General features: G+C 60.6%; 20 protein-coding genes. 8 read left to right on the top strand and 12 right to left on the bottom strand.

Annotated features, from left to right (window positions below; genetic code table 11):
• The first annotated feature begins 90 nt into the window (after nt 1-90).
• Nucleotides 91-843, top strand: a complete 753-nt coding sequence (locus AB4P96_RS03430; RefSeq protein WP_017139516.1) for a DUF2059 domain-containing protein — start codon at nt 91-93, stop codon at nt 841-843.
• A 133-nt stretch (nt 844-976) separates the two neighbouring features.
• Here AB4P96_RS03430 and AB4P96_RS03425 read toward each other — a convergent pair whose 3' ends face one another.
• On the bottom strand, nt 977-1,918 hold the full coding sequence (locus AB4P96_RS03425; RefSeq protein WP_138449652.1) for an alpha/beta hydrolase: 942 nt from the start codon (nt 1,916-1,918) through the stop codon (nt 977-979).
• 99 nt (nt 1,919-2,017) lie between these two features.
• Here AB4P96_RS03425 and AB4P96_RS03420 point away from each other — a divergent pair, with 99 nt between their 5' ends.
• From AB4P96_RS03420 to AB4P96_RS03405, 4 genes are all read left to right on the top strand, one after another.
• A complete protein-coding gene (locus AB4P96_RS03420) occupies nt 2,018-2,596 on the top strand; it encodes a DUF6436 domain-containing protein (RefSeq protein ID WP_138449640.1) in 579 nt (192 codons plus the stop codon).
• A 94-nt stretch (nt 2,597-2,690) separates the two neighbouring features.
• Nucleotides 2,691-3,047 (top strand): EamA family transporter, encoded by a 357-nt coding sequence (locus AB4P96_RS03415; protein ID WP_026013873.1) that lies wholly within the window; start codon nt 2,691-2,693, stop codon nt 3,045-3,047.
• The gene (locus AB4P96_RS03410) at nt 3,047-3,460 is read left to right on the top strand and encodes a multidrug efflux SMR transporter (RefSeq protein WP_017139520.1); all 414 of its coding nucleotides are present in this window, start codon (nt 3,047-3,049) and stop codon (nt 3,458-3,460) included. The genes AB4P96_RS03415 and AB4P96_RS03410 overlap by 1 nt, the downstream gene beginning before the upstream one ends.
• Nucleotides 3,457-4,674 carry a DegT/DnrJ/EryC1/StrS family aminotransferase gene (locus AB4P96_RS03405; protein ID WP_395600504.1) on the top strand — a complete coding sequence of 406 codons (1,218 nt, stop codon included), beginning with the start codon at nt 3,457-3,459 and terminating at the stop codon, nt 4,672-4,674. The genes AB4P96_RS03410 and AB4P96_RS03405 overlap by 4 nt, the downstream gene beginning before the upstream one ends.
• On the opposite strand, the gene AB4P96_RS03400 is transcribed toward AB4P96_RS03405, so the two are convergent.
• The gene (locus tag AB4P96_RS03400) at nt 4,652-5,530 is read right to left on the bottom strand and encodes a hypothetical protein (RefSeq protein WP_177033804.1); all 879 of its coding nucleotides are present in this window, start codon (nt 5,528-5,530) and stop codon (nt 4,652-4,654) included. The genes AB4P96_RS03405 and AB4P96_RS03400 overlap by 23 nt on opposite strands.
• Complete coding sequence (locus tag AB4P96_RS03395) at nt 5,527-6,633, bottom strand: GNAT family N-acetyltransferase (RefSeq protein ID WP_395600503.1); 1,107 nt, start codon at nt 6,631-6,633, stop codon at nt 5,527-5,529. Before AB4P96_RS03395 ends, AB4P96_RS03400 begins: the two co-directional genes overlap by 4 nt.
• 158 nt (nt 6,634-6,791) lie before the next feature.
• Here AB4P96_RS03395 and AB4P96_RS03390 point away from each other — a divergent pair, with 158 nt between their 5' ends.
• Nucleotides 6,792-9,146 (top strand): penicillin acylase family protein, encoded by a 2,355-nt coding sequence (locus AB4P96_RS03390; RefSeq protein WP_395600502.1) that lies wholly within the window; start codon nt 6,792-6,794, stop codon nt 9,144-9,146.
• A 106-nt stretch (nt 9,147-9,252) separates the two neighbouring features.
• Here the strand turns inward: AB4P96_RS03390 and AB4P96_RS03385 are convergent, their stop codons facing one another.
• Nucleotides 9,253-10,161 (bottom strand): AraC family transcriptional regulator, encoded by a 909-nt coding sequence (locus AB4P96_RS03385; protein WP_236446752.1) that lies wholly within the window; start codon nt 10,159-10,161, stop codon nt 9,253-9,255.
• 99 nt (nt 10,162-10,260) lie between these two features.
• On the opposite strand from AB4P96_RS03385, the gene AB4P96_RS03380 reads away from it, so the two are divergent.
• Nucleotides 10,261-10,614, top strand: a complete 354-nt coding sequence (locus tag AB4P96_RS03380) for a carboxymuconolactone decarboxylase family protein (RefSeq protein ID WP_017139526.1) — start codon at nt 10,261-10,263, stop codon at nt 10,612-10,614.
• Here the strand turns inward: AB4P96_RS03380 and AB4P96_RS03375 are convergent.
• Complete coding sequence (locus tag AB4P96_RS03375) at nt 10,592-11,557, bottom strand: GlxA family transcriptional regulator (RefSeq protein ID WP_017139527.1); 966 nt, start codon at nt 11,555-11,557, stop codon at nt 10,592-10,594. The two genes, AB4P96_RS03380 and AB4P96_RS03375, sit on opposite strands and share 23 nt — an antisense overlap.
• A 256-nt stretch (nt 11,558-11,813) precedes the next feature.
• Between AB4P96_RS03375 and AB4P96_RS03370 the strand changes: the two genes are divergently transcribed.
• The gene (locus tag AB4P96_RS03370; RefSeq protein ID WP_017139529.1) at nt 11,814-12,455 is read left to right on the top strand and encodes an HD domain-containing protein; all 642 of its coding nucleotides are present in this window, start codon (nt 11,814-11,816) and stop codon (nt 12,453-12,455) included.
• Between the two features lie 131 nt (nt 12,456-12,586).
• On the opposite strand, the gene AB4P96_RS03365 is transcribed toward AB4P96_RS03370, so the two are convergent.
• The 7 genes from AB4P96_RS03365 to AB4P96_RS03335 form a co-directional block, all read right to left on the bottom strand.
• A complete protein-coding gene (locus AB4P96_RS03365; RefSeq protein WP_056860728.1) occupies nt 12,587-13,471 on the bottom strand; it encodes an ABC transporter permease subunit in 885 nt (294 codons plus the stop codon).
• Entirely contained in the window at nt 13,468-14,388 is a 921-nt protein-coding gene (locus tag AB4P96_RS03360) for an ABC transporter permease subunit (protein ID WP_017139530.1), read from the bottom strand. Before AB4P96_RS03360 ends, AB4P96_RS03365 begins: the two co-directional genes overlap by 4 nt.
• A complete protein-coding gene (locus tag AB4P96_RS03355; protein ID WP_003195240.1) occupies nt 14,385-15,527 on the bottom strand; it encodes an ABC transporter ATP-binding protein in 1,143 nt (380 codons plus the stop codon). The genes AB4P96_RS03360 and AB4P96_RS03355 overlap by 4 nt, the downstream gene beginning before the upstream one ends.
• Before the next feature lie 65 nt (nt 15,528-15,592).
• Complete coding sequence (locus AB4P96_RS03350) at nt 15,593-16,687, bottom strand: polyamine ABC transporter substrate-binding protein (RefSeq protein WP_017139531.1); 1,095 nt, start codon at nt 16,685-16,687, stop codon at nt 15,593-15,595.
• Nucleotides 16,688-16,851: 164 nt separating this feature from the next.
• Nucleotides 16,852-17,946 (bottom strand): polyamine ABC transporter substrate-binding protein, encoded by a 1,095-nt coding sequence (locus tag AB4P96_RS03345; RefSeq protein ID WP_026013874.1) that lies wholly within the window; start codon nt 17,944-17,946, stop codon nt 16,852-16,854.
• 195 nt (nt 17,947-18,141) lie between these two features.
• Nucleotides 18,142-19,506, bottom strand: coding sequence for an aspartate aminotransferase family protein (locus AB4P96_RS03340; protein ID WP_099550304.1), 1,365 nt, complete (start codon nt 19,504-19,506; stop codon nt 18,142-18,144).
• A gap of 59 nt (nt 19,507-19,565) precedes the next feature.
• Nucleotides 19,566-20,924, bottom strand: coding sequence for a glutamine synthetase family protein (locus tag AB4P96_RS03335; RefSeq protein ID WP_395600501.1), 1,359 nt, complete (start codon nt 20,922-20,924; stop codon nt 19,566-19,568).
• Nucleotides 20,925-20,943: the final 19 nt, after the last annotated feature.

The raw sequence follows: 20,943 nt of genomic DNA, 5'->3' as shown, positions 1-20,943 counted from the left end.
CTGAACACACTTTAGTCAGGTGACTGATAGGATTTCTCGACAAATCCTACGCCCGACACGGACAATAGTGGCCGACTGACAGGAGTCCCTATGCGTCGTTTGTTTTTTTCCTTGCTGATGTTCTGCGTTTTGCCCGCCTGGGCAGACGGCCATGACCAGTTGTACAAGGTCGCCGGCTGGGCCGAACAACGTGCGCATTTTAATGACGCCCTGAGTGCCGCACAGCAACGCTATCGCAATAGCCTGCCGCCGGCGGTGTACCAGGCGCTGGTGGATAACAGCAATAAACGCTTCGCTGCCCAGGCCGTGGACCAGCGGGCCGAGGCGCAATTGCGCAAAAATCTGGCGGACCCGAAACCTGCCCTGGCGTTTTTCCAGTCGCCGTTGGGTCGCAAAATCGTTGCAGCTGAATTGCTGGCCACGCGCCGCGACCAGTTGGCAAAAAATGCCAAGGGCCTGCCGCACATCGAAGCCGACGCCACCCGCAGCCTGATCATCGGCCACCTGGCCCAGGCGCTGCCGGCCCGTGAAGCCGGCGCAGAAGTCAGCCTGGCGATTGCCGGCGTAGCAGCCGACAGTTTGAGCCAGATGATTCCCGGCCTGTTGGGCGGCGGTCAGGCGCAAGGCATGTTGAACGGCCAACGTGAGCGGCTGATGCAGCAGATCGGCAATGACTTGAACAACACGCTGTTGTACGTCTATCGAGATTTGTCCGACCCGGAACTGGAAGAATTCGCCACGTTTGCGGAGTCGCCGGACGGTCGGGCGTATTACAAGGCGGCGCTGGCCGCGATTCGCGCCGGACTTGCAGTAGGTCAAAGCACTTCCAGCCTGGCGCAATAAGTAATGTGGAAACAGGCTTGTGTGGGAGCTGGCTTGCCTGCGATGGCATCAACCCGGTGTGCCTGATACAGCTAGGTGTCTGCATCGCAGCGATGCGGCGACCCGACAAGCCAGCTCCCACATTTGAACGGTGTTACTTCAGATGATCCGTCAGGAATTTGAAGTACTCTTCGCGAATCTCGGGGATCTCATTGGCCAAGTGATGCCGACCACGCGGCAACATCAACACCAGCGGCTGATCGAACTTGCCCCGCAGCACCTGCAAGTTGTGCTGCCAGTCCACCGTCATATCTTCCTCTCCCTGCACGATCACCGGCCGCCGTGGGCTTTGCGGCGCAGCTTCGATGCGTTTGATCCAACGCGCCAGCGCGCCCACCCACGCGGTCGGCAGTTGGCGCGGCTGTAGCGGGTCAGCTTCCAGGAAGGGTTTGAACTTGGGATCGTGGGTGTTCTCGCTGAACCGCCGCGCAATGCCTTTGACGAACGGGCGCAGCAGGTAATAGCTGACCTGCGACCAACCCCATGCACGCGGCCGTACCAGGGGCGAGAGCAGGAAGGTCTTGCCCTGGGCCGGGCTGTCGGCGCCGTGGTTGAGCAAATGGTCCACCACCACCGCGCCGCCGGTGCTTTGCCCGAACAGGTGCCACGGTTGCGGCAGTTGCAAGCTGTGGGCCTGCGCAAACAGCGCCTGCACCACGTCCTGGTACACCGCAAAATCGTCAATACTGGCGCGCTCGCCACTGGAAAGACCGTGGCCCGGCAAGTCGCAGGCGATCACCACAAAACCTTGATCCAGCGCCCAGTCCACCACATGCCGGTACAGGCCCATATGGTCGTAGAAGCCGTGGTACATGAACATTGTCGCCACCGGCGCAGACGGCCACCACACCTGCGCTACCACCTGGAAGCCATCCACTTCAAAACGGCCCAAACGGCTCACGACGGGTACTTTGCGCGCCGCCAGGTCCAGCCCATAGAAACGCTGGTAGACCCGCGCCTCGGCGCTGAGCGGTTGCGCATCCACCAGTGGCCGCAAGCTCTCGCGCAGATGATCGGGGTCAAAACTCACAGGCATAAAGGCTTCCAGACTGACGGTGAAGATGAATATCGAGCTGCGATATTCATCTGTCAGGGCAAGCATGGCAAGCTACGCGACCTTCGAGGATAGTTCCGAATGCGACAACCCTACCGCTCCGCCTTGTTTGCCGGCCTGCTGTTGGTCATCTGCGCCGGCGTGCTGTGGGCGGCTTATGACTGGTTCCAGGGCCGCTATTTGCGCGCATTCAGCGAACACACCGCGGTGTTTTCCGGTGATGCCCTGCGCCTGCCCGCCGAACTGGCAGGCCCAGGCCCGATTCGCCTGGTGCACTTCTGGGACCCGGCCTGCCCCTGCAACGTCGGCAACCAGCAGCACCTGGGCGAACTGATCGAGCAATACGCGCCCCAGGGCGTCGAGTTCTATGCCCTGCAAAAGGCCGGCAGCCACGGCCAACTGCCCGACAATTTGCGCAAAATGAAACCGCTCAATGCCCTGTTCGGCGCCGACCAAGTGCCGGCGACTCCGGCCGTAGGCATTTGGGATCGCAGCGGCAAACTCGCGTACTTCGGGCCGTACAGCGAAGGGCTGACGTGCAATTCGAGCAACAGCTTTATCGAGCCTATCCTCAAAGCCCTGGAGGCCGGGCGCGAAGTCGATGCCACCCACACCCTGGCGGTGGGCTGCTATTGCCAGTGGAGCAAGGCGTCAAACTGAACGCCGGCTGTTCGACCGGCAAACTCCAGTCACCCCGCCGGCAGGCTCCTGTATTGTAAGCGTCCAGCGACATTGCAAGCAGACGCGAGACTCCATGAGCCAGTTAACCATCATCCTCTGGATGCTCAACGTTATCGTCGATACGTCCGGCCAACTGGCGTTCAAAGCCGCCGCCTCGGCCAGCGCCGAGCATGACGGCCTCGCCCACTGGAAACACATGCTCAAGCGCCCGTGGATCTGGCTGGGGGTGATCTGCTATGTCTTCGAATTCGTGTTGTGGCTGGCGTTCCTGACGCTGGTGCCGTTGTCGGTCGGCGTGATGCTGGGTTCGATCAACATCGTGGTGATCATGATTGCCGGGCGTTTCCTGTTTAAGGAAAGCCTGAGCAAATGGCGGTTGATCGGCATCATGCTGATCGCCTGTGGCGTGACCGTCGTAGGGTTTGAATGATGAAACGTTTTTATATCCTGGGTTTTCTCGCGCTGATCATTTTCGACACCTTGGCGCAGGTCAGTTTCAAATTTGCCTCGGTGCATGCCGAACCGTTGACCATGGACGTCGCGTGGCTGGCCCGGGTGTTTGGCGCACCGTGGATCTACGGCGCCTTTGTCGGCTATATCGGCGCGTTTTTTACCTGGATGACCTTGCTCAAATACGCGCCGGTAGGCCCGGCGTTTGCGGCCTCGCACCTGGAGTTGATCAGCGTGACGCTGATCTCGGTCTGGCTGTTCGATGACACCCTGACCTGGCCGAAAATCATCGGCGGCGCACTGATCATCGCGGGCATCCTGTGCCTGGCGCGCAGTGAAGACAAAGAGAGCAAAACCGTCGAGGCCGAACCTTCGCAGCCTCTGGTGTCATGAACAAAGAAATCCCGCCCACAGCCGGCCTGCCCTTGCGCGGGCGGGATTTGCTCAGTTTATCGGGCGACCTCGCCCAGTCGCTGGCCCGCCAGTTTTCGATTCCACTGCCTGCACTGCCCTGCTCCGGCACCGCCGCGCTGATCATCGCCTTGCGCGTTTTGCAGCAGCGCATGCCCGGCCGCACCCGGCTGATTGTGCCAGCGTACACCTGCCCGCTGGTGGCATTGGCCGCGCATTACTGCCCGCCGTTACGGGTGGTGCCCTGTGATTTGCAGCCCGGCAGCATTGACCTCGACGAGCAACACCTCAAGCAACTGTGCGACGACAGCACCCTGGCCGTGGTGGTCACCCACCTGGCCGGGCGCGTGGCGGATGTGGACGCCGCCAAGCGTATTGCCGAGTCAGTCGGCGCCGTGGTGATCGAAGACGCCGCCCAAGCCCTGGGCGCCCTCGACGATGGCCGCAGCGTCGGGCTCAAAGGCGATGTGGGGTTTTTCAGCCTGGCGCTGGGCAAAGGCCTGACCACGGCCGAAGGCGGCGTGCTGTTCAGCCGCGACCCGGTGCTGCATCAGGCATTGCACCGCCAGTGCGCGCAAGACCTGCCCTTGAGCCTGCGCTGGGAGCTGCAACGCAGTGCCGAACTCTGGGGTTACGCGCTGCTTTACCAACCGCGCGGCTTGCCCTACGTGTATGGCAAGGCGTTGCGCACGGCGCTGGCACAGGGTGATGAAGTGGCCGCCGTGGGTGATGATTTTTCGGTCAACGATATCCCGCTGCACCGCCTCGGCGGTTATCGGCAAAAGGTCGGTGCCGCCGCACTGGCGCGCTTGCCTGACTACTTGCAACAAGGCCGTACCCGCGCCTTACGCCGGGCGGCGCGCTTGAATGACTTACCCGGCGTCGCGGTGATCATGGACCGACTGGGGCAGCAAGGCACCTGGCCGTTTTTGATGGTGCTGATGCCGTCTGCACAGGCGCGTGATGCCGCCATGGCGCAACTGTGGACATCCGGGCTCGGCGTGACCCGCCTGTTTATCCACACCTTGCCGGACTACCCCGCCGTCGCCCCTTTGCTGCAACCGGGCGGCGACATTAGCCAGGCCCAGGCGTTTGCCAGCCGCACACTGTCGATCAGCAACAGCCATTGGCTGACGGACGAACACTTCGAAAGCGTATTCGCCCAGCTAAAAGCTATTGTCGCCACCCCTGATTGATACGCGCCACCAACCGGCCATTCAGCTCGTTCTGCTGTGCTTGCCAGATCTGCACCTGCGCCGGCGGCAGTTCTTCCTGGCCATCGGAGGCACTCAACCAGCGTTTGAACTTGCTCTCATAGTGGTAAGCCGACACATCGCCGGTGATGTCCGCTCCGATGATCCGGCCCTGGCAAGCGTCGATCAGATCGTTCAAATGCTGCTCCAGAAACTCGCCCTGGTCCCAATTGGTGTTGACCACTTCGGGGCTCAGCACGTCTTTGTCGATGGACAGGTAAACCGGCAGTGACGGGTCAAACTGCGCGAGAAATGCACGCATCAGCTCATCGGCGTTGCCGAACGCACGGTTGCTGCGCCCGGCGCCGATCCAGTTCATCCAGCGCGTGTCGACGTTGACGTTCCAGTAAGTCAGCTTGCGCTTGAGCAGCGGCGACCAGTGATTCTCCCAGGCATGGCCCAGGCCGATATCCTGGGAACCGATGCCCAACACATGCACATGCTCGACCTGCGGCAAACGGCTGGCCCAGTAAACCCATGAGCCACAATGGATGCCGAACGGGTAGCGCATGTTGTCAGGGTGGTTGTCGCAAATGATCAGTTGGAATTTCTGCTGCGTCGGCAGGCGGTTCAACAGCAGCTGGCTGAGGTGGTGATAATCGCCGCTGCCGGTGAACACACAGCCGTAATCGCTGGGCATCTGCGCGTGCAGGGCGGTTTCCAGCTCCTTGAACTGCGCCCAGCGGCAACCGAAGCGGATTTTTTCCTGCCAGGCCTGCATGGGCAAGGTGATCGCGCCGGGAATATCACTCACGGCACTGTCGAAATCGAGGATCAGCGGCGCGCGGTCCTGGCTCATTCGGATTTCTCCTGCTGCCACTGCGCATCGCTTTCAAAGTGATGGCGGAAACGGTTGCCGAGCTTGCGCAGCAGCGGGTTGCGGATCCAGACCAGATGACGGGTGAAGGTAAAGTCGGCGCCGAGGCTGGCCTTGACCTGCGGGTCGGTCCAACCCGCCACATAAAATTTCAGCCCATTGGCCACGGCGTATTCCAGGTTCACAAACCAGCTGACGAAGTACAGGTTGAATTCCAACGCTTGTGGGTAGTTGAGCCCGATGTACTTGTCGAGCAGCTTGTCGCCCTCTACGTAGCACAGGTTGTAGCCGATCAGTTCGTCGCAGTGCCAGTAGCAGAACACCCGCCCGTTGCTGGCAGCGTCCTGCAACAAGCTGCGGAAAAACGCCGGGGTCAGCAGGTCAAAGTGAATCTCGCTCTGGTCGTACACCGCCTTGTACAGGCCGTACAACTGCGCAAGCCACGCCTCATCGTTGAAGCGCGCATCGCCAGTGTCCAGGACTTCCACCCGCAACGCCTCGCGGCTGCGCAGTTTGCGTCGGATATTGCGTCGACGGCTGTGGGACAAACGCGCCAGGTACTCGTCGATGGTGCTGAAGTTGATCGGCACATAGGCCAGCGCCTGGCCTTCGAGGCAGATAAAGCCGCGCCGGGTACAGTCCTCGATCAAGGCTTGGGCGTAGCGGTTGTCTGCATCGCTGAGCAGCGGCGAGTCACAGGGCAGATCTTTGACGACTGTGAGTTTGCGCTGCGGCGCGCACTCTTCTTGCAGCCACTGCGCGAGGTCCTGGGGTGGCACGTTGCGGGGCAATGGCGAATATTCGCTGACCGTGGTGCCGACAAAGCAGCTGTCGATGCGCAGCCACGCATTCCAAAGACCAAACCCGGGCCAACCGCGCACACGGTTCACGAACTCGTCTTCAGCCGTCGTCAGCAGGTCAAATGGCGTGAAGAAGTACGGCAGGCCCTGGGCGGACAGCCGGGCGTCAAAGCCCTGTGGCGGGTGCTGCAAAAACCGGCCGATCAACGAGGGCGCTTCCAGGCAGCACGCGTAGGCAACCTCGGGGCGGCTGGAGTCTGGGGTAGGTTGCGTGGCGCAAGTCATGGAAAAAAGCTCAAAGATGACCGGCGCAATAGTAGCGTAGTCGACACATTCGGCACTTGAACCTCGGCTGTCGCTGCGGCGTATCAGCAATTCCCGCAGTTCTCGCCAAACCGATTAGACTCCGTTGACCTTCAAGGTGACTGACTCAAGGACCGTCCATGAAACGCAGCCTGACCGTGCTCGCTATCCTGATTGCCGCCCTCTTGGCCGGCGCCGGCTGGTATGTGTACAGCAAGCAACCGACCCGCCAGGGCACCGAGACATTGGCCAACCTGCAAGGCGCGGTCACGGTGCGCTATGACGACCGTGGTGTGCCGCACATTCGCGCCGAGAACGAGACCGACCTGTACCGCGCCCTGGGCTATGTGCATGCCCAGGACCGGCTGTTCCAGATGGAAATCATGCGGCGCCTGGCCCGTGGCGAGCTGGCCGAGGTGCTGGGGCCGAAGGTGCTGGAGACCGACAAGCTGTTTCGCAGCCTGCGCATTCGCGAGCGCGCCTTGAGTTACGTCGAACACATGGACCACGACTCGGCAGCCTGGAAGGCCTTGCAAGCCTACCTGGATGGCATCAACCAATATCAGGACAGCCACGCCAGCCCCGTGGAGTTTGACGTGCTGGGCATTCCTAAACGACGGTTTACCGCCGAAGACACCATCAGTGTTGCCGGGTATATGGCCTACAGCTTTGCTGCCGCGTTTCGTACCGAGCCGCTGCTGACTTACGTGCGCGACCAGCTCGGCAGCGACTACCTGAAAGTCTTCGACCTCGACTGGCAACCCAAGGGCGCCCTCAACCTGGCCGCCAGTGACTGGAAATCCCTCGGCGCCCTCGCCGCCTTGAGCGACAAGGCCCTGGCCGACAACGGTTTGCCGCAGTTCGAAGGCAGCAACGCCTGGGCCATCAGCGGCAGCCGCACCAAAAGCGGCAAACCGTTGCTGGCCGGTGACCCGCATATCCGTTTCTCGGTGCCGTCGGTGTGGTACGAGGCGCAATTGTCGGCGCCGGGTTTTGAGCTGTACGGCTATCACAACGCACTGGTGCCGGTGGCGTTTTTGGGGCACAACCTGGATTTCGGCTGGAGCCTGACCATGTTCCAGAACGATGACCTCGACCTGATCGCCGAAAAGGTCAACCCGGACAACCCCAACCAGGTCTGGTACCACGGCCAATGGGTCAACATGACCAGCAGCGAACAGCAGATTGCGGTCAAGGGCCAGGCGCCGGTGACGCTCACCCTGCGTCAGTCGCCCCACGGCCCGATCATCAATGACGTGCTGGGCGAGAATGCCGGCAGCACGCCGATTGCCATGTGGTGGGCGTTCCTCGACACCGAAAACCCTATCCTCGAAGGCTTCTACGAACTCAACCGCGCCGACACCCTGGCCAAAGTGCGCGCCGCCGCTGCCAAGGTGTCCGCGCCGGGCCTGAATATCGTGTGGGCGAATGCCAAGGGCGATATCGGTTGGTGGGCGGCGGCGCAGTTGCCGATCCGCCCGGCCGGCGTTAACCCGGCATTCATTCTCGACGGCAGCACCGCCCAGGCGGACAAATTGGGCTTCTACCCGTTCAGCGCCAACCCACAGGAAGAAAACCCGGCCCGTGGTTATGTGGTGTCGGCCAACGCCCAACCGGCCTCACCCACCGGCATGGAAATCCCTGGTTACTACAACCTCGCCGACCGCGGCCAGCAGTTGAACACGCAGTTGAGCGATAAAAGCGTGAAGTGGGACGTGAACAACAGCCAGGCCTTGCAATTGGGCACCACCACCGCCTACGGCCCACGCCTGCTGGCGCCGCTGCTGCCGGTGCTGCGTGAAGTGGTCAAGGACCCGGCGCAGTTGAAACTGGTGGAGCAGCTTGCAAGCTGGAGAGGCGACTACCCGCTGGACTCCACCAGCGCCACGCTGTTCAACCAGTTTCTGTTCAACCTCACCGACGCGGCCTTCCACCCGAAACTGGGCGATGCGATGTTCAAAACCCTGATCACCACGCGGGTGATCGACGCCGCACTGCCACGCCTGGCCGCCTCGGCGGACTCGCCATGGTGGAACGGCAAGCGCGCGGACACGGTAAAACTCGCCTGGGACAACAGCCTCGCGCACCTCAAGGCCACCTTTGGCGATGACCCGTCGCAATGGCAGTGGGGCAAGGCCCATACCCTGACCCATGGGCATCCGTTGGGCATGCAGAAGCCACTGGACAAGATTTTCAACGTCGGCCCATTCCCGGCGCCCGGCACCCACGAAGTGCCGAATAACCAATCGGCCATGATCGGCCCTGCGCCGTGGCCCGTGACCTATGGCCCGTCGACCCGGCGCCTGATCGACTTTGCCGACCCGGCCCATGCATTGACCATCAACCCCGTGGGGCAAAGCGGGGTGCCGTTTGACTCGCACTATGGCGACCAGGCGGAAACCTATATCGAGGGTGGGTACGAGCAGGCGCATTTCAGTGAGGAAGAGGTGACGGCGAATACCCGTGGCACGCTGAAGCTGTTGCCTGCCCGGTAACAGCCTGTAAACCCGATCAATGTGGGAGCTGGCTTGTGTGGGAGCTGGCTTGCCTGCGATAGCATCAACTCGGTCCATCAGGCAGACCGAGTTGATGCTATCGCAGTTAGTCTGTGTTCGCCCGCATCCGCCCCGGCGCCTCGCCATAGGTTTCCTTGAACTTCTTGCTGAACGCCGCCTGGGACTGGTAACCCACCTGCGCCGCGATATCCAGCAGGCTCAGGCGCGACTGGCGCAGCAGGTTGAATGCCAGCTCCATGCGCAGCTGCGTCAGCAGCACCCACGGCGACACGCCCGCGACTTTCACAAACGCCCGCATGAAGGTGGCCCGCGACATGGTGGCGGCTGCCGCCAGGCTGTCGATGGTCCACTCATGGCCGGGCTCGGCCAGCATCGCCTGCCAGGCTTTGCTCAGGCGCTTGTCGGCGAGCAAAGCGAAGGTGCCCGCCACCGGCGCCTGGCGGGTCAGCCAGGTGCGCAGGATCAGAGTGAACAAGGCCGACGACAGCGCGTCGATAAACGAGCGTGCGCCCAGTTGCTGGCCGTCCGCTTCGCTGCGCAGTAAAGCAATCAACGCGGCCAACTGCCCATCGCCCTGCCACTCACGGCTCGATACCACCAAAAATTCCGGCAACGCACCAAGCAACAACGATTGGCGGTTGTAGTGAAAGTTGCCGCAGAGCATGTCCACTTCCGGCCGTTCGCCACCCAGGCGATACACCGGCAGTACACCGCCTTCGATCAGGGTGGGCTGCACCGGCCGAATCCGCTCACCCTGGCTGCGCAGCAAATGGGTTGCGCCACCGGGCATCAACAGGATGTCGCCCTCCTCCAGCGTCACCTGCTGGCCGCCCGACAACTCGGCGTGGCAGGTGCCCGCCAGCACAATGTGATACGGCGCCACGCCCAGCGGCTCAGGCCCGTGGTCCATGGCCCACGCGCCCTGGAACTGGCAGCGCAGATCCAGACTGCCGCGCAGGTTGGCCAACGCAATCAGGGTGTCGATAGAGTTCATTTGCGAGCATCGGTCAAAAAGGTGAGTGGATCGAACAAAAGCGCCAAACCTGAACCGCGCAGACTGGCTTCACACCCAACCCGTTCAGGAGTTACCGCAATGTTCAATAACTGGTCCAACTTGCTTGCTAACGTAAACAAAACCTTTGGCGCGCTGGGCAAGAGCAACCCGAAGATGGTCAAAGCCTACATGGCGCTGGGCGAGGCTGCCGAGGAAAACCAAGTACTCGACGCCAAGACCCGTGAGCTGATTTCCATCGCCGTGGCCATCACCACGCGCTGCGACGGCTGTATCGCCGCGCATGCCGACGCGGCGATCAAGGCCGGCGCGACCCGAGAAGAAGTTGCCGCCACCCTGGCCACCGCCATCTCGCTGAATGCCGGTGCTGCGTACATCTATTCGCTGCGCGCGCTGGAAGCCTACGACACGCTCACACCGGCGCCGCAAAGTTAAGCCGGAACTGTTGCGGCGTCACGCCCAGCCGGCGGTTGAACACACTGCGCATGTGCTGGGCGTCACGGAAACCGCATTGATAGGCCACAGTCTTGAGCGGTGCGGGGCTGCTTTCGAGCATCACCCGCGCCGCGTCCACTCGCGCCCGCTCGACAAACTCGGCAGGCGTTATGCGCGCCTCACGAGCAAACACCCGAGAGAAATTACGCGCACTCATGTTGGCCGCCTTGGCCAGATCGGCAATGGTCAAATCCCCGGTCAAGTTCGCCAGTACGTAAAGCTGCACCAACGCCACCGCCGAAGTGCTTTCGGCGTGAGGCGTGAGGAACGGGCTGAACTGCGACTGCCCGCCCGAGCGCTGGGTGAACACCACCAGACGCTTGGCCACGCTCAGCGCAACTTCCGGGCCGTGATCCTGGGCCAGCAGGTACAGCGACAGGTCTATGCCAGCCGTGACGCCCGCCGAGGTGTAGAGATTACCGTCCTGCACGTAGAGACGGTCGGCATCCACCTGGGCCGAGGGGCACAGGCGTGCCAGGTCGGCGGCATCGTTCCAGTGCGTGGTGACGGTTTTGCCATCGAGCAACCCGGCGCGCGCCAGCATGAAGGCGCCATTGCAGATCGAGCCAAAGCGCTGTGCGCGGGCGGCGGCACCGCGCAGCCAATCGTCAAACTGGGCGCCGAAATCCTCGAAGGGCAGCTGAGGGCCACCAGCGACCAGCAGCAAGTCGTAGGCTTGCAGGGCTTCGGGGTAATGCCGATGGGCCTGCAATGAAAGGCCGTTAGAGGCGGCCATCGTACCGTGGCCCAGGCCGATCACTTCAAGCTGATAATGGTCTTCGGGCAGCAGGAAACGGTTGGCCTCGCAGAACACATCCATGGGGCCGGTCACGTCCAGTGACTGGACGCCGGGGAAGATCAGGATGGCGACGGTTTTGCCCATGAACAACACACCTTCTACTGGAGGAACATAAACCCCTGTGGGAGCTGGCTTGCCTGCGATGGCCTCCCCTCAGTCTAACTGACAGACCGAGTCGTCAGCATCGCAGGCAAGCCAGCTCCCACATTTGACCGCATGTGGCTTGATATCGAGCCACATTGGCCGACATCGCACCCTCGCAGCGATAGCCCCATCGCGGGCACGCGACCAGACTTCACTCATCGGCGCCGCCCCCGGCGCTTTGTTGAGGAGAACGACCATGAGCAACTCCATCGCCGGCATCCAGATCCCGGACAGCGCCCTGGCCAAGGCCACTACCGAATACATCCGCGACGTCGAGTCCGACCTGCTGTACCACCACTCGCGCCGGGTGTTTCTGTTCGGTGCGTTGAGCGGTGAGCGCAAGCAACTGGCCTACAACCCGGAGCTGCTTTACGTCGGCGCGATGTTCCATGACCTGGGCCTGGTCGAAGGCCATCGCAGTGACAACGAGCGTTTCGAAGTGGACGGCGCCAATGCAGCGGCCGCGTTCCTCAAGCCTTACGGGCTGAGCGATGACGATATCGAACAAGTCTGGTTGTCGATCGCCCTGCACACCACGCCGGGTGTACCGCAGCACTTGCGCCCGACCGTGGCGCTGGTGACCGCTGGTGTCGAGATGGACGTACTGGGCATGGACTACGCCACCTTTTCCAGCGTGCAGCGCGAAGCCGTGGTGCATGCGCATCCACGCGGCGCAGGGTTCAAGGAATGCATCATCTGCGCGTTTGCCGACGGCTTGCGTCATCGCCCGCAGACCACGTTTGGCAACGTGAAGACCGATGTGTTGGTGGATCAGGAGCCGGGGTTCAAGCCGATGAATTTTGTCGAGGTGATTCGCAAATCGCCATGGGCTGCATAGCTGACTTGAAATGCAATCAAATGTGGGAGCTGGCTTGCCTGCGACAAGGCCATGTCAGTCGACTCATCCTTCGACTGACACACCGCTATCGCAGGCAAGCCAGCTCCCACATTGTTTACGTGCTGCGCCAGTTAGACCGGCGCAGGCGCCCGGCGCTTGTCCGGTTGCTGCCAACCGTCCGCCGCCGCTTCTTCGATGGCTTGTTGGATCGCCTTCTTGCGCATTTCTTCGGCCCGACGGCTGAAGAACCACACCAGGAAGGTCACCAGCGACACCGCCAGCAGAATCAAACTGGCCACGGCGTTGATCTCGGGTTTAACCCCCAGACGTACTGCCGAGAACACTTCCATCGGCAACGTAGTCGAGCCCGGCCCCGACACGAAGCTGGCCAGTACCAAGTCGTCCAGCGACAGCGCGAACGACATCATGCCGCCCGCTGCCAGGGACGGCGCGATCATCGGGATGGTGATCAGGAAGAACACCTTCCATGGCCGTGCACCCAAGTCCATCGCCGCTTCTTCGATCGACAGGTCCAGCTCACGCAAGCGCGCCGACACCACGACCGCCACATACGCCGCACAGAACGTGGTGTGGGCGATCCAGATGGTGACGATGCCACGTTCCTGGGGCCAGCCGATCATCTGCGCCATCGCCACGAACAGCAGCAACAGCGACAGACCGGTGATCACTTCGGGCATCACCAATGGCGCAGTCACCAGGCCGCCGAACAGCGTGCGGCCCTTGAAGTGGCTGATACGGGTCAGCACGAACGCCGCCAGCGTACCCAATGCCACCGCCGCAACGGCGGTGTAGCAGGCGATTTCCAGAGAGCGTGCCACCGAGCCCATCAACTGGGTGTTGTCCAGCAAGCCCACGTACCACTTGATCGACCAACCGCCCCACACCGTCACCAGTTTGGATTCGTTGAACGAGTAGATCACCAGGATCAGCATCGGCAGGTAGATAAACAGCAACCCCGCTACCAGCATGAAACTCGAGAAACTGAAGCGCTTCATATCTTGCCCTCCATCTCTTTGGCTTGGCTGCGGTTAAACAGGATGATCGGCACGATCAGGATCGCCAGCATCACCACCGCCAGGGCAGACGCCACCGGCCAGTCACGGTTGTTGAAGAATTCTTGCCACAGCACTTTACCGATCATCAGGGTTTCCGGGCCGCCGAGCAGTTCAGGAATCACGAACTCGCCCACCACCGGGATAAACACCAGCATGCAACCGGCGATGATGCCGTTCTTGGACAGCGGCACGGTGATTTTCCAGAAGCTGTTGAAGGTGCTCGAACCCAGGTCCGATGCGGCTTCCAGCAGGCTCTGGTCGTGTTTAACCAGGTTGGCGTACAGCGGCAGGATCATGAACGGCAGGTACGAATAGACCACGCCGATATACACCGCAATGTTGGTGTTGAGGATCTGCAGCGGCTCGTTGATCAGCCCGATGGACATCAGGAAGCCGTTGAGCAACCCGTTGTTGCTGAGGATGCCCATCCACGCATACACGCGGATCAGGATCGCGGTCCAGGTCGGCATCATGATCAGCAGCACCAGCACGGTCTGCATCTCTTTGCGCGCGCTGGCAATGGCGTAGGCCATCGGGTAGCCGATCAACAGGCACAAGATCGTGCTGAAAAACGCCATCTTCAGCGAGCCGAGGTAGGCGGCGATGTACAGCTCATCGTCGCCGAGCATCGCGTAGTTGCCCAGGTTGAGCACCAATTGCAGCTTTTGCTCAACGAAGGTGTAGATCTCGGTGTAAGGCGGGATCGCCACGTCGGCTTCGGCAAAGCTGATCTTCAGGACGATGAAGAACGGCAGCGCAAAAAACAGGAACAGCCAGAGGAAAGGGATCCCGATGACCACATGCCGGCCACCGGGTGTTATTCGTTGCAGTTGGCGTTTGAACTTCTTCATGTTCATGAGCGAAGTACCACGCCGCTGTCGTCTTCCCACCACACGTACACCTGGTCACCCCAGGTTGGGCGCTGGCCACGGCGTTCGGCGTTGGCCACAAAGGACTGCACCAGCTTGCCGCTTGGCAGTTCCACGTAGAACACCGAATGGCCGCCCAGGTAGGCGATGTCGTGCACCTTGCCGCTGGACCAGTTGTGCTCGCAGGTCGGCATTTCGGTGGTGACCAGCAGCTTTTCCGGGCGGATCGCGTAGGTCACCGACTTGTCTTCCACCGAGGTGGCGATGCCGTAGCCCACGTAGATGTCGCGGTCCAGGTCCGGGCACTTGAGCACCGCGTGGCCTTCGGCGTCGTCCACCACTTGGGTGTCGAAAATGTTCACGTTGCCGATGAACTCGCACACCAGGCGGCTGGTTGGGGTTTCGTAGATGTCGATCGGGCTGCCGATCTGCGCGATCCAACCCAGGTGCATGATCGCGATGCGCTCGGCCATGGTCATGGCCTCTTCCTGGTCGTGGGTCACCATCACGCAAGTCACGCCCACGCGCTCGATGATTTCCACCAGTTCCAGCTGCATCTGCGAACGCAGCTTTTTGTCCAATGCGCCCATCGGCTCATCGAGCAGCAGCAGTTTCGGGCGCTTGGCCAGGGAACGTGCCAACGCCACACGCTGGCGCTGGCCACCGGACAGTTGGTGCGGCTTGCGCTTGGCGTACTGGCTCATCTGCACCAGCTTGAGCATCTCGGCCACGCGGGCGTCGACTTCAGCCTTGGGGATCTTGTCCTGTTGCAGGCCGAAGGCGATGTTCTGCGCCACGGTCATGTGTGGGAACAAGGCGTAGGACTGGAACATCATGTTGATCGGCCGCTCGTAGGGCGGCATGTCGGTGATGTCCACACCGTCGAGGTAGATGCGACCTTCCGTTGGGCGCTCGAAGCCTGCGAGCATGCGCAGCAGGGTGGATTTGCCCGAACCCGAGCCGCCGAGCAAGGCGAAGATCTCGCCTTTTTTGATTTCCAGGGACACATCGTCCACGGCAATCGTCTCGTCGAACTTCTTCGTGACCCGGTCGATTTTGACCAACACCTTTTTCGGTGTCTGGTCGCCCTCGAGGGCTTTCTTATAGGCGCCGGAGGCAACTGCCATTTACGAAACTCCCAACAAAATTTGAGGTTCGCCCAAGACGGGCAAAACCTTGGATAGTTTGAGCTTTACTTGCCCGTCTTGACCTTGGTCCAGCTACGGGTCATTAAACGTTGCACTTTCGGGGGTAGCTCGAAGTTGACGAACGTCCGGTCGAGAACCGCCTGCGGTGGGTAAACCGCTGCGTCAGTGCGTATCGATTGCTCCATCAGTTTGTCCGCGCCTGGGTTAGGGTTGGCGTAACCGACTTGATCACTGACCTGAGCGATCACCTCAGGTTGCAGTAAATAGTTGATGAAGGCGTGGGCCTCTTTGACGTTGGTGGCGTCCTTGGGAATCGCCAGCACGTCAAACCACAAATTGCCGCCTTCTTTGGGAATCGTGTAGGCGATGTTCACGCCTTTGCCAGCCTCGGCCGCACGGGCCTTGGCCTGGAACACATCACCGGAGAAACCGGCTGCCACGCAAATGTTGCCGTTGGCCAGGTCCGAGATGTATTTGGAAGAATGGAAATAGGTCACGTAGGGCCGCACTTTGAGCAGCTTCTCTTCGGCCTTCTTGTAGTCTTCAGGGTTGGTGCTGTTGGGGTTCAGGCCCATGTAGTTGAGCACCGCCGGCAGCATTTCATCGGCCGAGTCCATGAACGAAACGCCACAGGTGGCGAGCTTCTTCATGTTCTCCGGCTCGAACAGCACGGCCCAGGAATCGATATGGTCGACGCCCAGCACTTCTTTGACTTTATCGACGTTGTAGCCAATGCCGTTGGTACCCCACAGGTACGGCACGGAATACTGGTTACCTGGATCGTTCTTTTCCAGGCGCTTCAGCAGCGCCGGGTCGAGGTTGGCATAGTTTGTCAGCAATGACTTATCGAGCTTCTGGAACGCGCCAGCCTTGATCTGCTTGCCGAGAAAATGGTTGGACGGCACCACCACGTCGTAACCGGTACGACCGGCGAGCAACTTGCCTTCCAGGGTTTCGTTGGAATCAAACACGTCATACACGGGCTTGATGCCTGTCGCCTTTTCAAAGTTGGCCAGGGTGTCCGGGCCAATGTAGTCCGACCAGTTATAAATATGCACCGTCGGTGCGGCCTGCACGCTCACAGCCAGCGTGATACCTGCACCCACCAGCATGGCTTTGCGAAATAAAGAAATTGGCAAGTGGAGGTCCTCTTAAATAGTTGGGCCTTAAAGTTGTTGCCCGGCAACAAAACCGGCGCGCAACTTACCCTCGATAAACCGATCCGGCAAAACTTTCTGTCATTTAATTTTTGTGAACGGGTTTGTGCAGGAGCGGGCAAGCCCGCTCCCACAGGTTTCAACGTTTATTTACCCGATTTGATCTTGGTCCAGCTGCGTGTCATTTCACGCTGGGTTGCAGCCGGCAAGTCAGCAATGGCGTAGAGCTTGGCCTGCACATCGGCTGGCGGGTAGATGCCCGGGTCGCTGGTGATGTCTTTGTCGACCAGTGCGGTAGCCTTCTCGTTACCGTTCGGGAAACGCACGCTGTTGGTGATCGAGGCCATGACTTCCGGCTTGAGCAGGTAGTTCATGAACTTGTAGGCGGCGTCGACGTTTTCGGCATCTTTAGGGATGGCGACCATGTCGAAGAAGCTGCCGGCACCTTCTTTCGGAATGTCGTAGGCCACTTTGACCTTGCCACCGGCTTCAGCCGCGCGGGACTTGGCCTGCTGGATGTCACCCGAGTAACCCACGGCTACGCAGATGTTGCCGTTGGCCAGGTCCGAGATGTACTTGGACGAGTGGAAGTAGCCGATCGATGGACGCAGCTTGAGGAACAGGTCTTCAGCTTGCTTGAGGTCAGCTTTCTTCTGGGTGTCGGTCGGCAGGCCCAGGTAGTGCAGTGCCACCGGGAGCATTTCGGTTGGCGAATCAAGGAAGCTCACACCACAGCTTTTCAGCTTGGCGATGTTTTCAGGCTTGAGCAGCACATCCCACGAGTCGATCTTGTCGATACCCAGTGCAGCCTTGACCTTCTCCGGGTTGTAGCCGATGCCGATCGAGCCCCACATGTACGGGAAGGCGTGCTTGTTGTCCGGGTCGCTGATCGACACGGCTTTAAGCAGGGATTTGTTCAGGTTGTCGTAGTTAGGCAGCTTGGACTTGTCCAGCTCCTGATAGACACCGGCCTTGATCTGCTTGGCGAGGAAGTTGTTCGACGGCACGACGATGTCGTAACCGGACTTGCCTGCCAGCAACTTGGCTTCGAGGGTCTCGTTGCTGTCAAAAACGTCGTACACCACCTTGATGCCCGACTCTTTTTCAAAGTTGGCGATGGTGTCCGGTGCAATGTAGTCGGACCAGTTGTACACATGCAGGACTTTATCGTCTGCCTGGGCCGCGCCCGCCATTGCGCCCAACAGGGACAAGGCGAGGAGGGTCTTGCCAGCGTTCTTCAAACCTAATGCCTTCATTTGGTGATGCTCCAATTTTTCTTTTTTGGGCCACGTTCTTACAGTGTTAAGCGGCCCGTCTAAAGGGCAACAAAACAGGGCGACAGTCTGGCAAGTTCCGAGGCCGGCTTTCAACCAAAGCCTCATTTATAGCTGCTCAGAATGCAGCGCCCGAAAGCCGCTGCGTTCTGAGCCTAGCACTTAGCCCTGCAATGCCGCCAAAGTCAGGTCCAGGCAGTGGCGAGCCTTGGTCACCAGCTCGTCGATTTCCGCGTTGCTGATTACCAGCGGCGGCGAAATGATCATGGTGTCGCCCACGGCGCGCATGATCAGGCCATTCTCGAAGCAGAACGTGCGGCAGATCATGCCCACACCACGGCCTTCGTAACGTTTGCGCGTGGCCTTGTCCTGCACCAGCTCAATCGCCCCGAGCATGCCCACACCGCGCACTTCACCCACCAGCGGGTGATCAGCCAGTTCCCTCAGACGTTTCTGCAAATACGGTGCCGCTTCTTCGTGCACCCGCTTAATGATTTTTTCATCACGCATGATGCGGATGTTTTCCAGGGCCACGGCGGCGGCCACCGGGTGACCGGAATAGGTGAAGCCGTGGTTGAAATCGCCGCCTTCATTGAGCACGGCAACCACGTCGTCATGCACGATCAAGCCGCCCATGGGGATGTAACCCGAGGTCAGGCCTTTGGCGATGGTCATCATGTGGGGCTTGAGGTCGTAGAAATCACTGCCAAACCACTCACCGGTGCGGCCAAAACCGCAGATCACTTCGTCGGCGACGAACAGGATGTCGTACTTGGCGAGGATTTCCTTGATGCGCGGCCAGTAGGTCTCAGGCGGCACGATCACGCCACCGGCACCCTGGATCGGCTCGGCAATAAAGGCCCCGACGTTGTCCACGCCCAGCTCCAGAATCTTTTCTTCCAACTGGTTGGCAGCCCAGATCCCGAACTCTTCCGGGCTCATGTCGCCGCCTTCGCCATACCAGTACGGCTGGGCGATGTGGGTGATGCCCGGAATCGGCAGGTCGCCCTGTTCATGCATATAGGTCATGCCGCCCAGGCTCGCGCCGGCCACGGTGGAACCGTGGTAGCCATTCTTGCGGCTGATGATGGTTTTCTTGTTCGGCTGGCCCTTGACCGCCCAGTAGTGGCGGACCATGCGCAGCATGGTGTCGTTGCCTTCGGAGCCGGAACCGGTAAAGAACACGTGGTTCATGCCGGCAGGCGCGACATCGGCAATGACTTTGGCCAACTCCAGCACCGGCGGGTGCGCGGTCTGGAAGAACAGGTTGTAGTACGGCAGTTCTTTCATCTGCTTGGCGGCGGCGTCAGCCAGTTCATCGCGACCGTAACCGATCGCCACGCACCACAGGCCGGCCATGCCGTCGAGGATCTTGTTGCCTTCGCTGTCCCACAGGTAAACGCCGTGGGCTTTGGTGATGATCCGTGGGCCTTTCTCTTTCAATTGCTTGAAGTCGCTGAACGGCGCCAGGTGGTGATCATTGCTCAAGGCTTGCCATTCACGGGTTTGCGGGTTGTTGCTGGACATACCGGTCTCCTAGACTTTTTCGGTGAAGGGCGCGCGGGTTGCCCCGCGCGCCCGGCGCATCAGACGGCGAAGAGCAGGAATTCCCGCTCCCACGAACTGATCACGCGCTTGAAGTTTTCATGCTCGGCCCGCTTGACCGCGACGTAGCCTGTGATGAATTTCTGCCCCAGGTACTTCTCGATGGTCTTGTTGTTTTCCATGCGCTCCAGGGCGTCTTCGATGGTCAACGGCAGGCGCAGGTTGCGGCGCTCGTAACCACGACCCACTACAGGTGCGCTGGGGTTATGGCCTTCGACCATGCCGATGTAGCCACACAGCAAGCTGGCGGCAATCGCCAGGTACGGGTTGGCATCGGCGCCTGGCAGGCGGTTTTCGACACGGCGGTTCTGCGGGCCGGCATCCGGTACACGCAGGCCCACAGTGCGGTTCTCTTCACCCCACTCCACGTTAACCGGCGCCGAGGTGTCGGGCAGGAAGCGGCGGAACGAGTTCACGTTGGGGGCAAACAGCGGCAGCAATTCAGGGATGAATTTCTGCAGGCCGCCAATGTGGTTCAGGAACAGCTGGCTCATGGTCCCGTCTTCATTAGAGAAGACGTTTTTGCCGGTAGCGATGTCGATGATGCTCTGGTGCAAGTGCATCGCGCTGCCCGGCTCGCCGGTCATCGGCTTGGCCATAAAGGTGGCGGCCACGTTGTGCTTGAGCGCGGCTTCACGCATGGTGCGCTTGAACACCAGAATCTGGTCGGCCAGGGACAAAGCATCGCCGTGACGGAAGTTGATTTCCATCTGCGCCGTGCCGTCCTCGTGAATCAGCGTGTCGAGGTCCAGCTCCTGCAGTTCGCACCAGTCGTAGACGTCTTCGAACAACGGGTCGAATTCGTTGGCGGCTTCTATAGAGAAGGATTGACGGCCCGTCTCCGGGCGACCGGAACGGCCAATCGGCGGTTGCAACGGGAAGTCCGGGTCTTCGCAGCGCTTGGTCAGGTAGAACTCCATCTCCGGCGCCACGATCGGCTGCCAGCCCCGGTCGGAATAGAGCTTGAGTACCTTCTTGAGCACGTTGCGCGGCGACAGCTCGATGGGGTTGCCTTGTTTGTCGTAGGTGTCGTGGATCACCTGGGCGGTGGGCTCGATGGCCCAAGGCACCAGGAATACCGCGTTCTGGTCGGGGCGGCAGATCATGTCGATGTCGGCCGGGTCGAGCAATTCGTAATAGATGTCGTCTTCGACATAGTCGCCGGTCACGGTCTGCAACAGAACGCTCTCGGGCAGGCGCATGCCTTTTTCGGCGATGAACTTGTTGGTCGGCGAGATCTTGCCCCGGGTGATGCCCGTGAGGTCGCCAATCATGCATTCGACTTCTGTGATCTTGTGGTCTTTCAACCAATCGGTGAGCTGGTCGAGGTTGTTACTCATAAATGCCTCTGGGCTGTGT

This window comes from Pseudomonas sp. B19125 (genome assembly GCF_044218855.1).
Lineage (GTDB): Bacteria > Pseudomonadota > Gammaproteobacteria > Pseudomonadales > Pseudomonadaceae > Aquipseudomonas > Aquipseudomonas edaphica.
The sequence above is the reverse complement of the archived record's forward strand: the minus strand, read 5'-3'. Positions and strand labels throughout refer to the sequence as shown.

What these genes read in the sequence shown, in the direction of transcription:
- AB4P96_RS03430 (WP_017139516.1), top strand. Translation starts at nt 91, where the DNA reads ATGCGTCGTTTGTTTTTTTCCTTGCTGATGTTCTGCGTTTTGCCCGCC.
- AB4P96_RS03425 (WP_138449652.1), bottom strand. Translation starts at nt 1,918, where the DNA reads ATGCCTGTGAGTTTTGACCCCGATCATCTGCGCGAGAGCTTGCGGCCA.
- AB4P96_RS03420 (WP_138449640.1), top strand. Translation starts at nt 2,018, where the DNA reads ATGCGACAACCCTACCGCTCCGCCTTGTTTGCCGGCCTGCTGTTGGTC.
- AB4P96_RS03415 (WP_026013873.1), top strand. Translation starts at nt 2,691, where the DNA reads ATGAGCCAGTTAACCATCATCCTCTGGATGCTCAACGTTATCGTCGAT.
- AB4P96_RS03410 (WP_017139520.1), top strand. Translation starts at nt 3,047, where the DNA reads ATGAAACGTTTTTATATCCTGGGTTTTCTCGCGCTGATCATTTTCGAC.
- AB4P96_RS03405 (WP_395600504.1), top strand. Translation starts at nt 3,457, where the DNA reads ATGAACAAAGAAATCCCGCCCACAGCCGGCCTGCCCTTGCGCGGGCGG.
- AB4P96_RS03400 (WP_177033804.1), bottom strand. Translation starts at nt 5,530, where the DNA reads ATGAGCCAGGACCGCGCGCCGCTGATCCTCGATTTCGACAGTGCCGTG.
- AB4P96_RS03395 (WP_395600503.1), bottom strand. Translation starts at nt 6,633, where the DNA reads ATGACTTGCGCCACGCAACCTACCCCAGACTCCAGCCGCCCCGAGGTT.
- AB4P96_RS03390 (WP_395600502.1), top strand. Translation starts at nt 6,792, where the DNA reads ATGAAACGCAGCCTGACCGTGCTCGCTATCCTGATTGCCGCCCTCTTG.
- AB4P96_RS03385 (WP_236446752.1), bottom strand. Translation starts at nt 10,161, where the DNA reads ATGAACTCTATCGACACCCTGATTGCGTTGGCCAACCTGCGCGGCAGT.
- AB4P96_RS03380 (WP_017139526.1), top strand. Translation starts at nt 10,261, where the DNA reads ATGTTCAATAACTGGTCCAACTTGCTTGCTAACGTAAACAAAACCTTT.
- AB4P96_RS03375 (WP_017139527.1), bottom strand. Translation starts at nt 11,557, where the DNA reads ATGGGCAAAACCGTCGCCATCCTGATCTTCCCCGGCGTCCAGTCACTG.
- AB4P96_RS03370 (WP_017139529.1), top strand. Translation starts at nt 11,814, where the DNA reads ATGAGCAACTCCATCGCCGGCATCCAGATCCCGGACAGCGCCCTGGCC.
- AB4P96_RS03365 (WP_056860728.1), bottom strand. Translation starts at nt 13,471, where the DNA reads ATGAAGCGCTTCAGTTTCTCGAGTTTCATGCTGGTAGCGGGGTTGCTG.
- AB4P96_RS03360 (WP_017139530.1), bottom strand. Translation starts at nt 14,388, where the DNA reads ATGAACATGAAGAAGTTCAAACGCCAACTGCAACGAATAACACCCGGT.
- AB4P96_RS03355 (WP_003195240.1), bottom strand. Translation starts at nt 15,527, where the DNA reads ATGGCAGTTGCCTCCGGCGCCTATAAGAAAGCCCTCGAGGGCGACCAG.
- AB4P96_RS03340 (WP_099550304.1), bottom strand. Translation starts at nt 19,506, where the DNA reads ATGTCCAGCAACAACCCGCAAACCCGTGAATGGCAAGCCTTGAGCAAT.
- AB4P96_RS03335 (WP_395600501.1), bottom strand. Translation starts at nt 20,924, where the DNA reads ATGAGTAACAACCTCGACCAGCTCACCGATTGGTTGAAAGACCACAAG.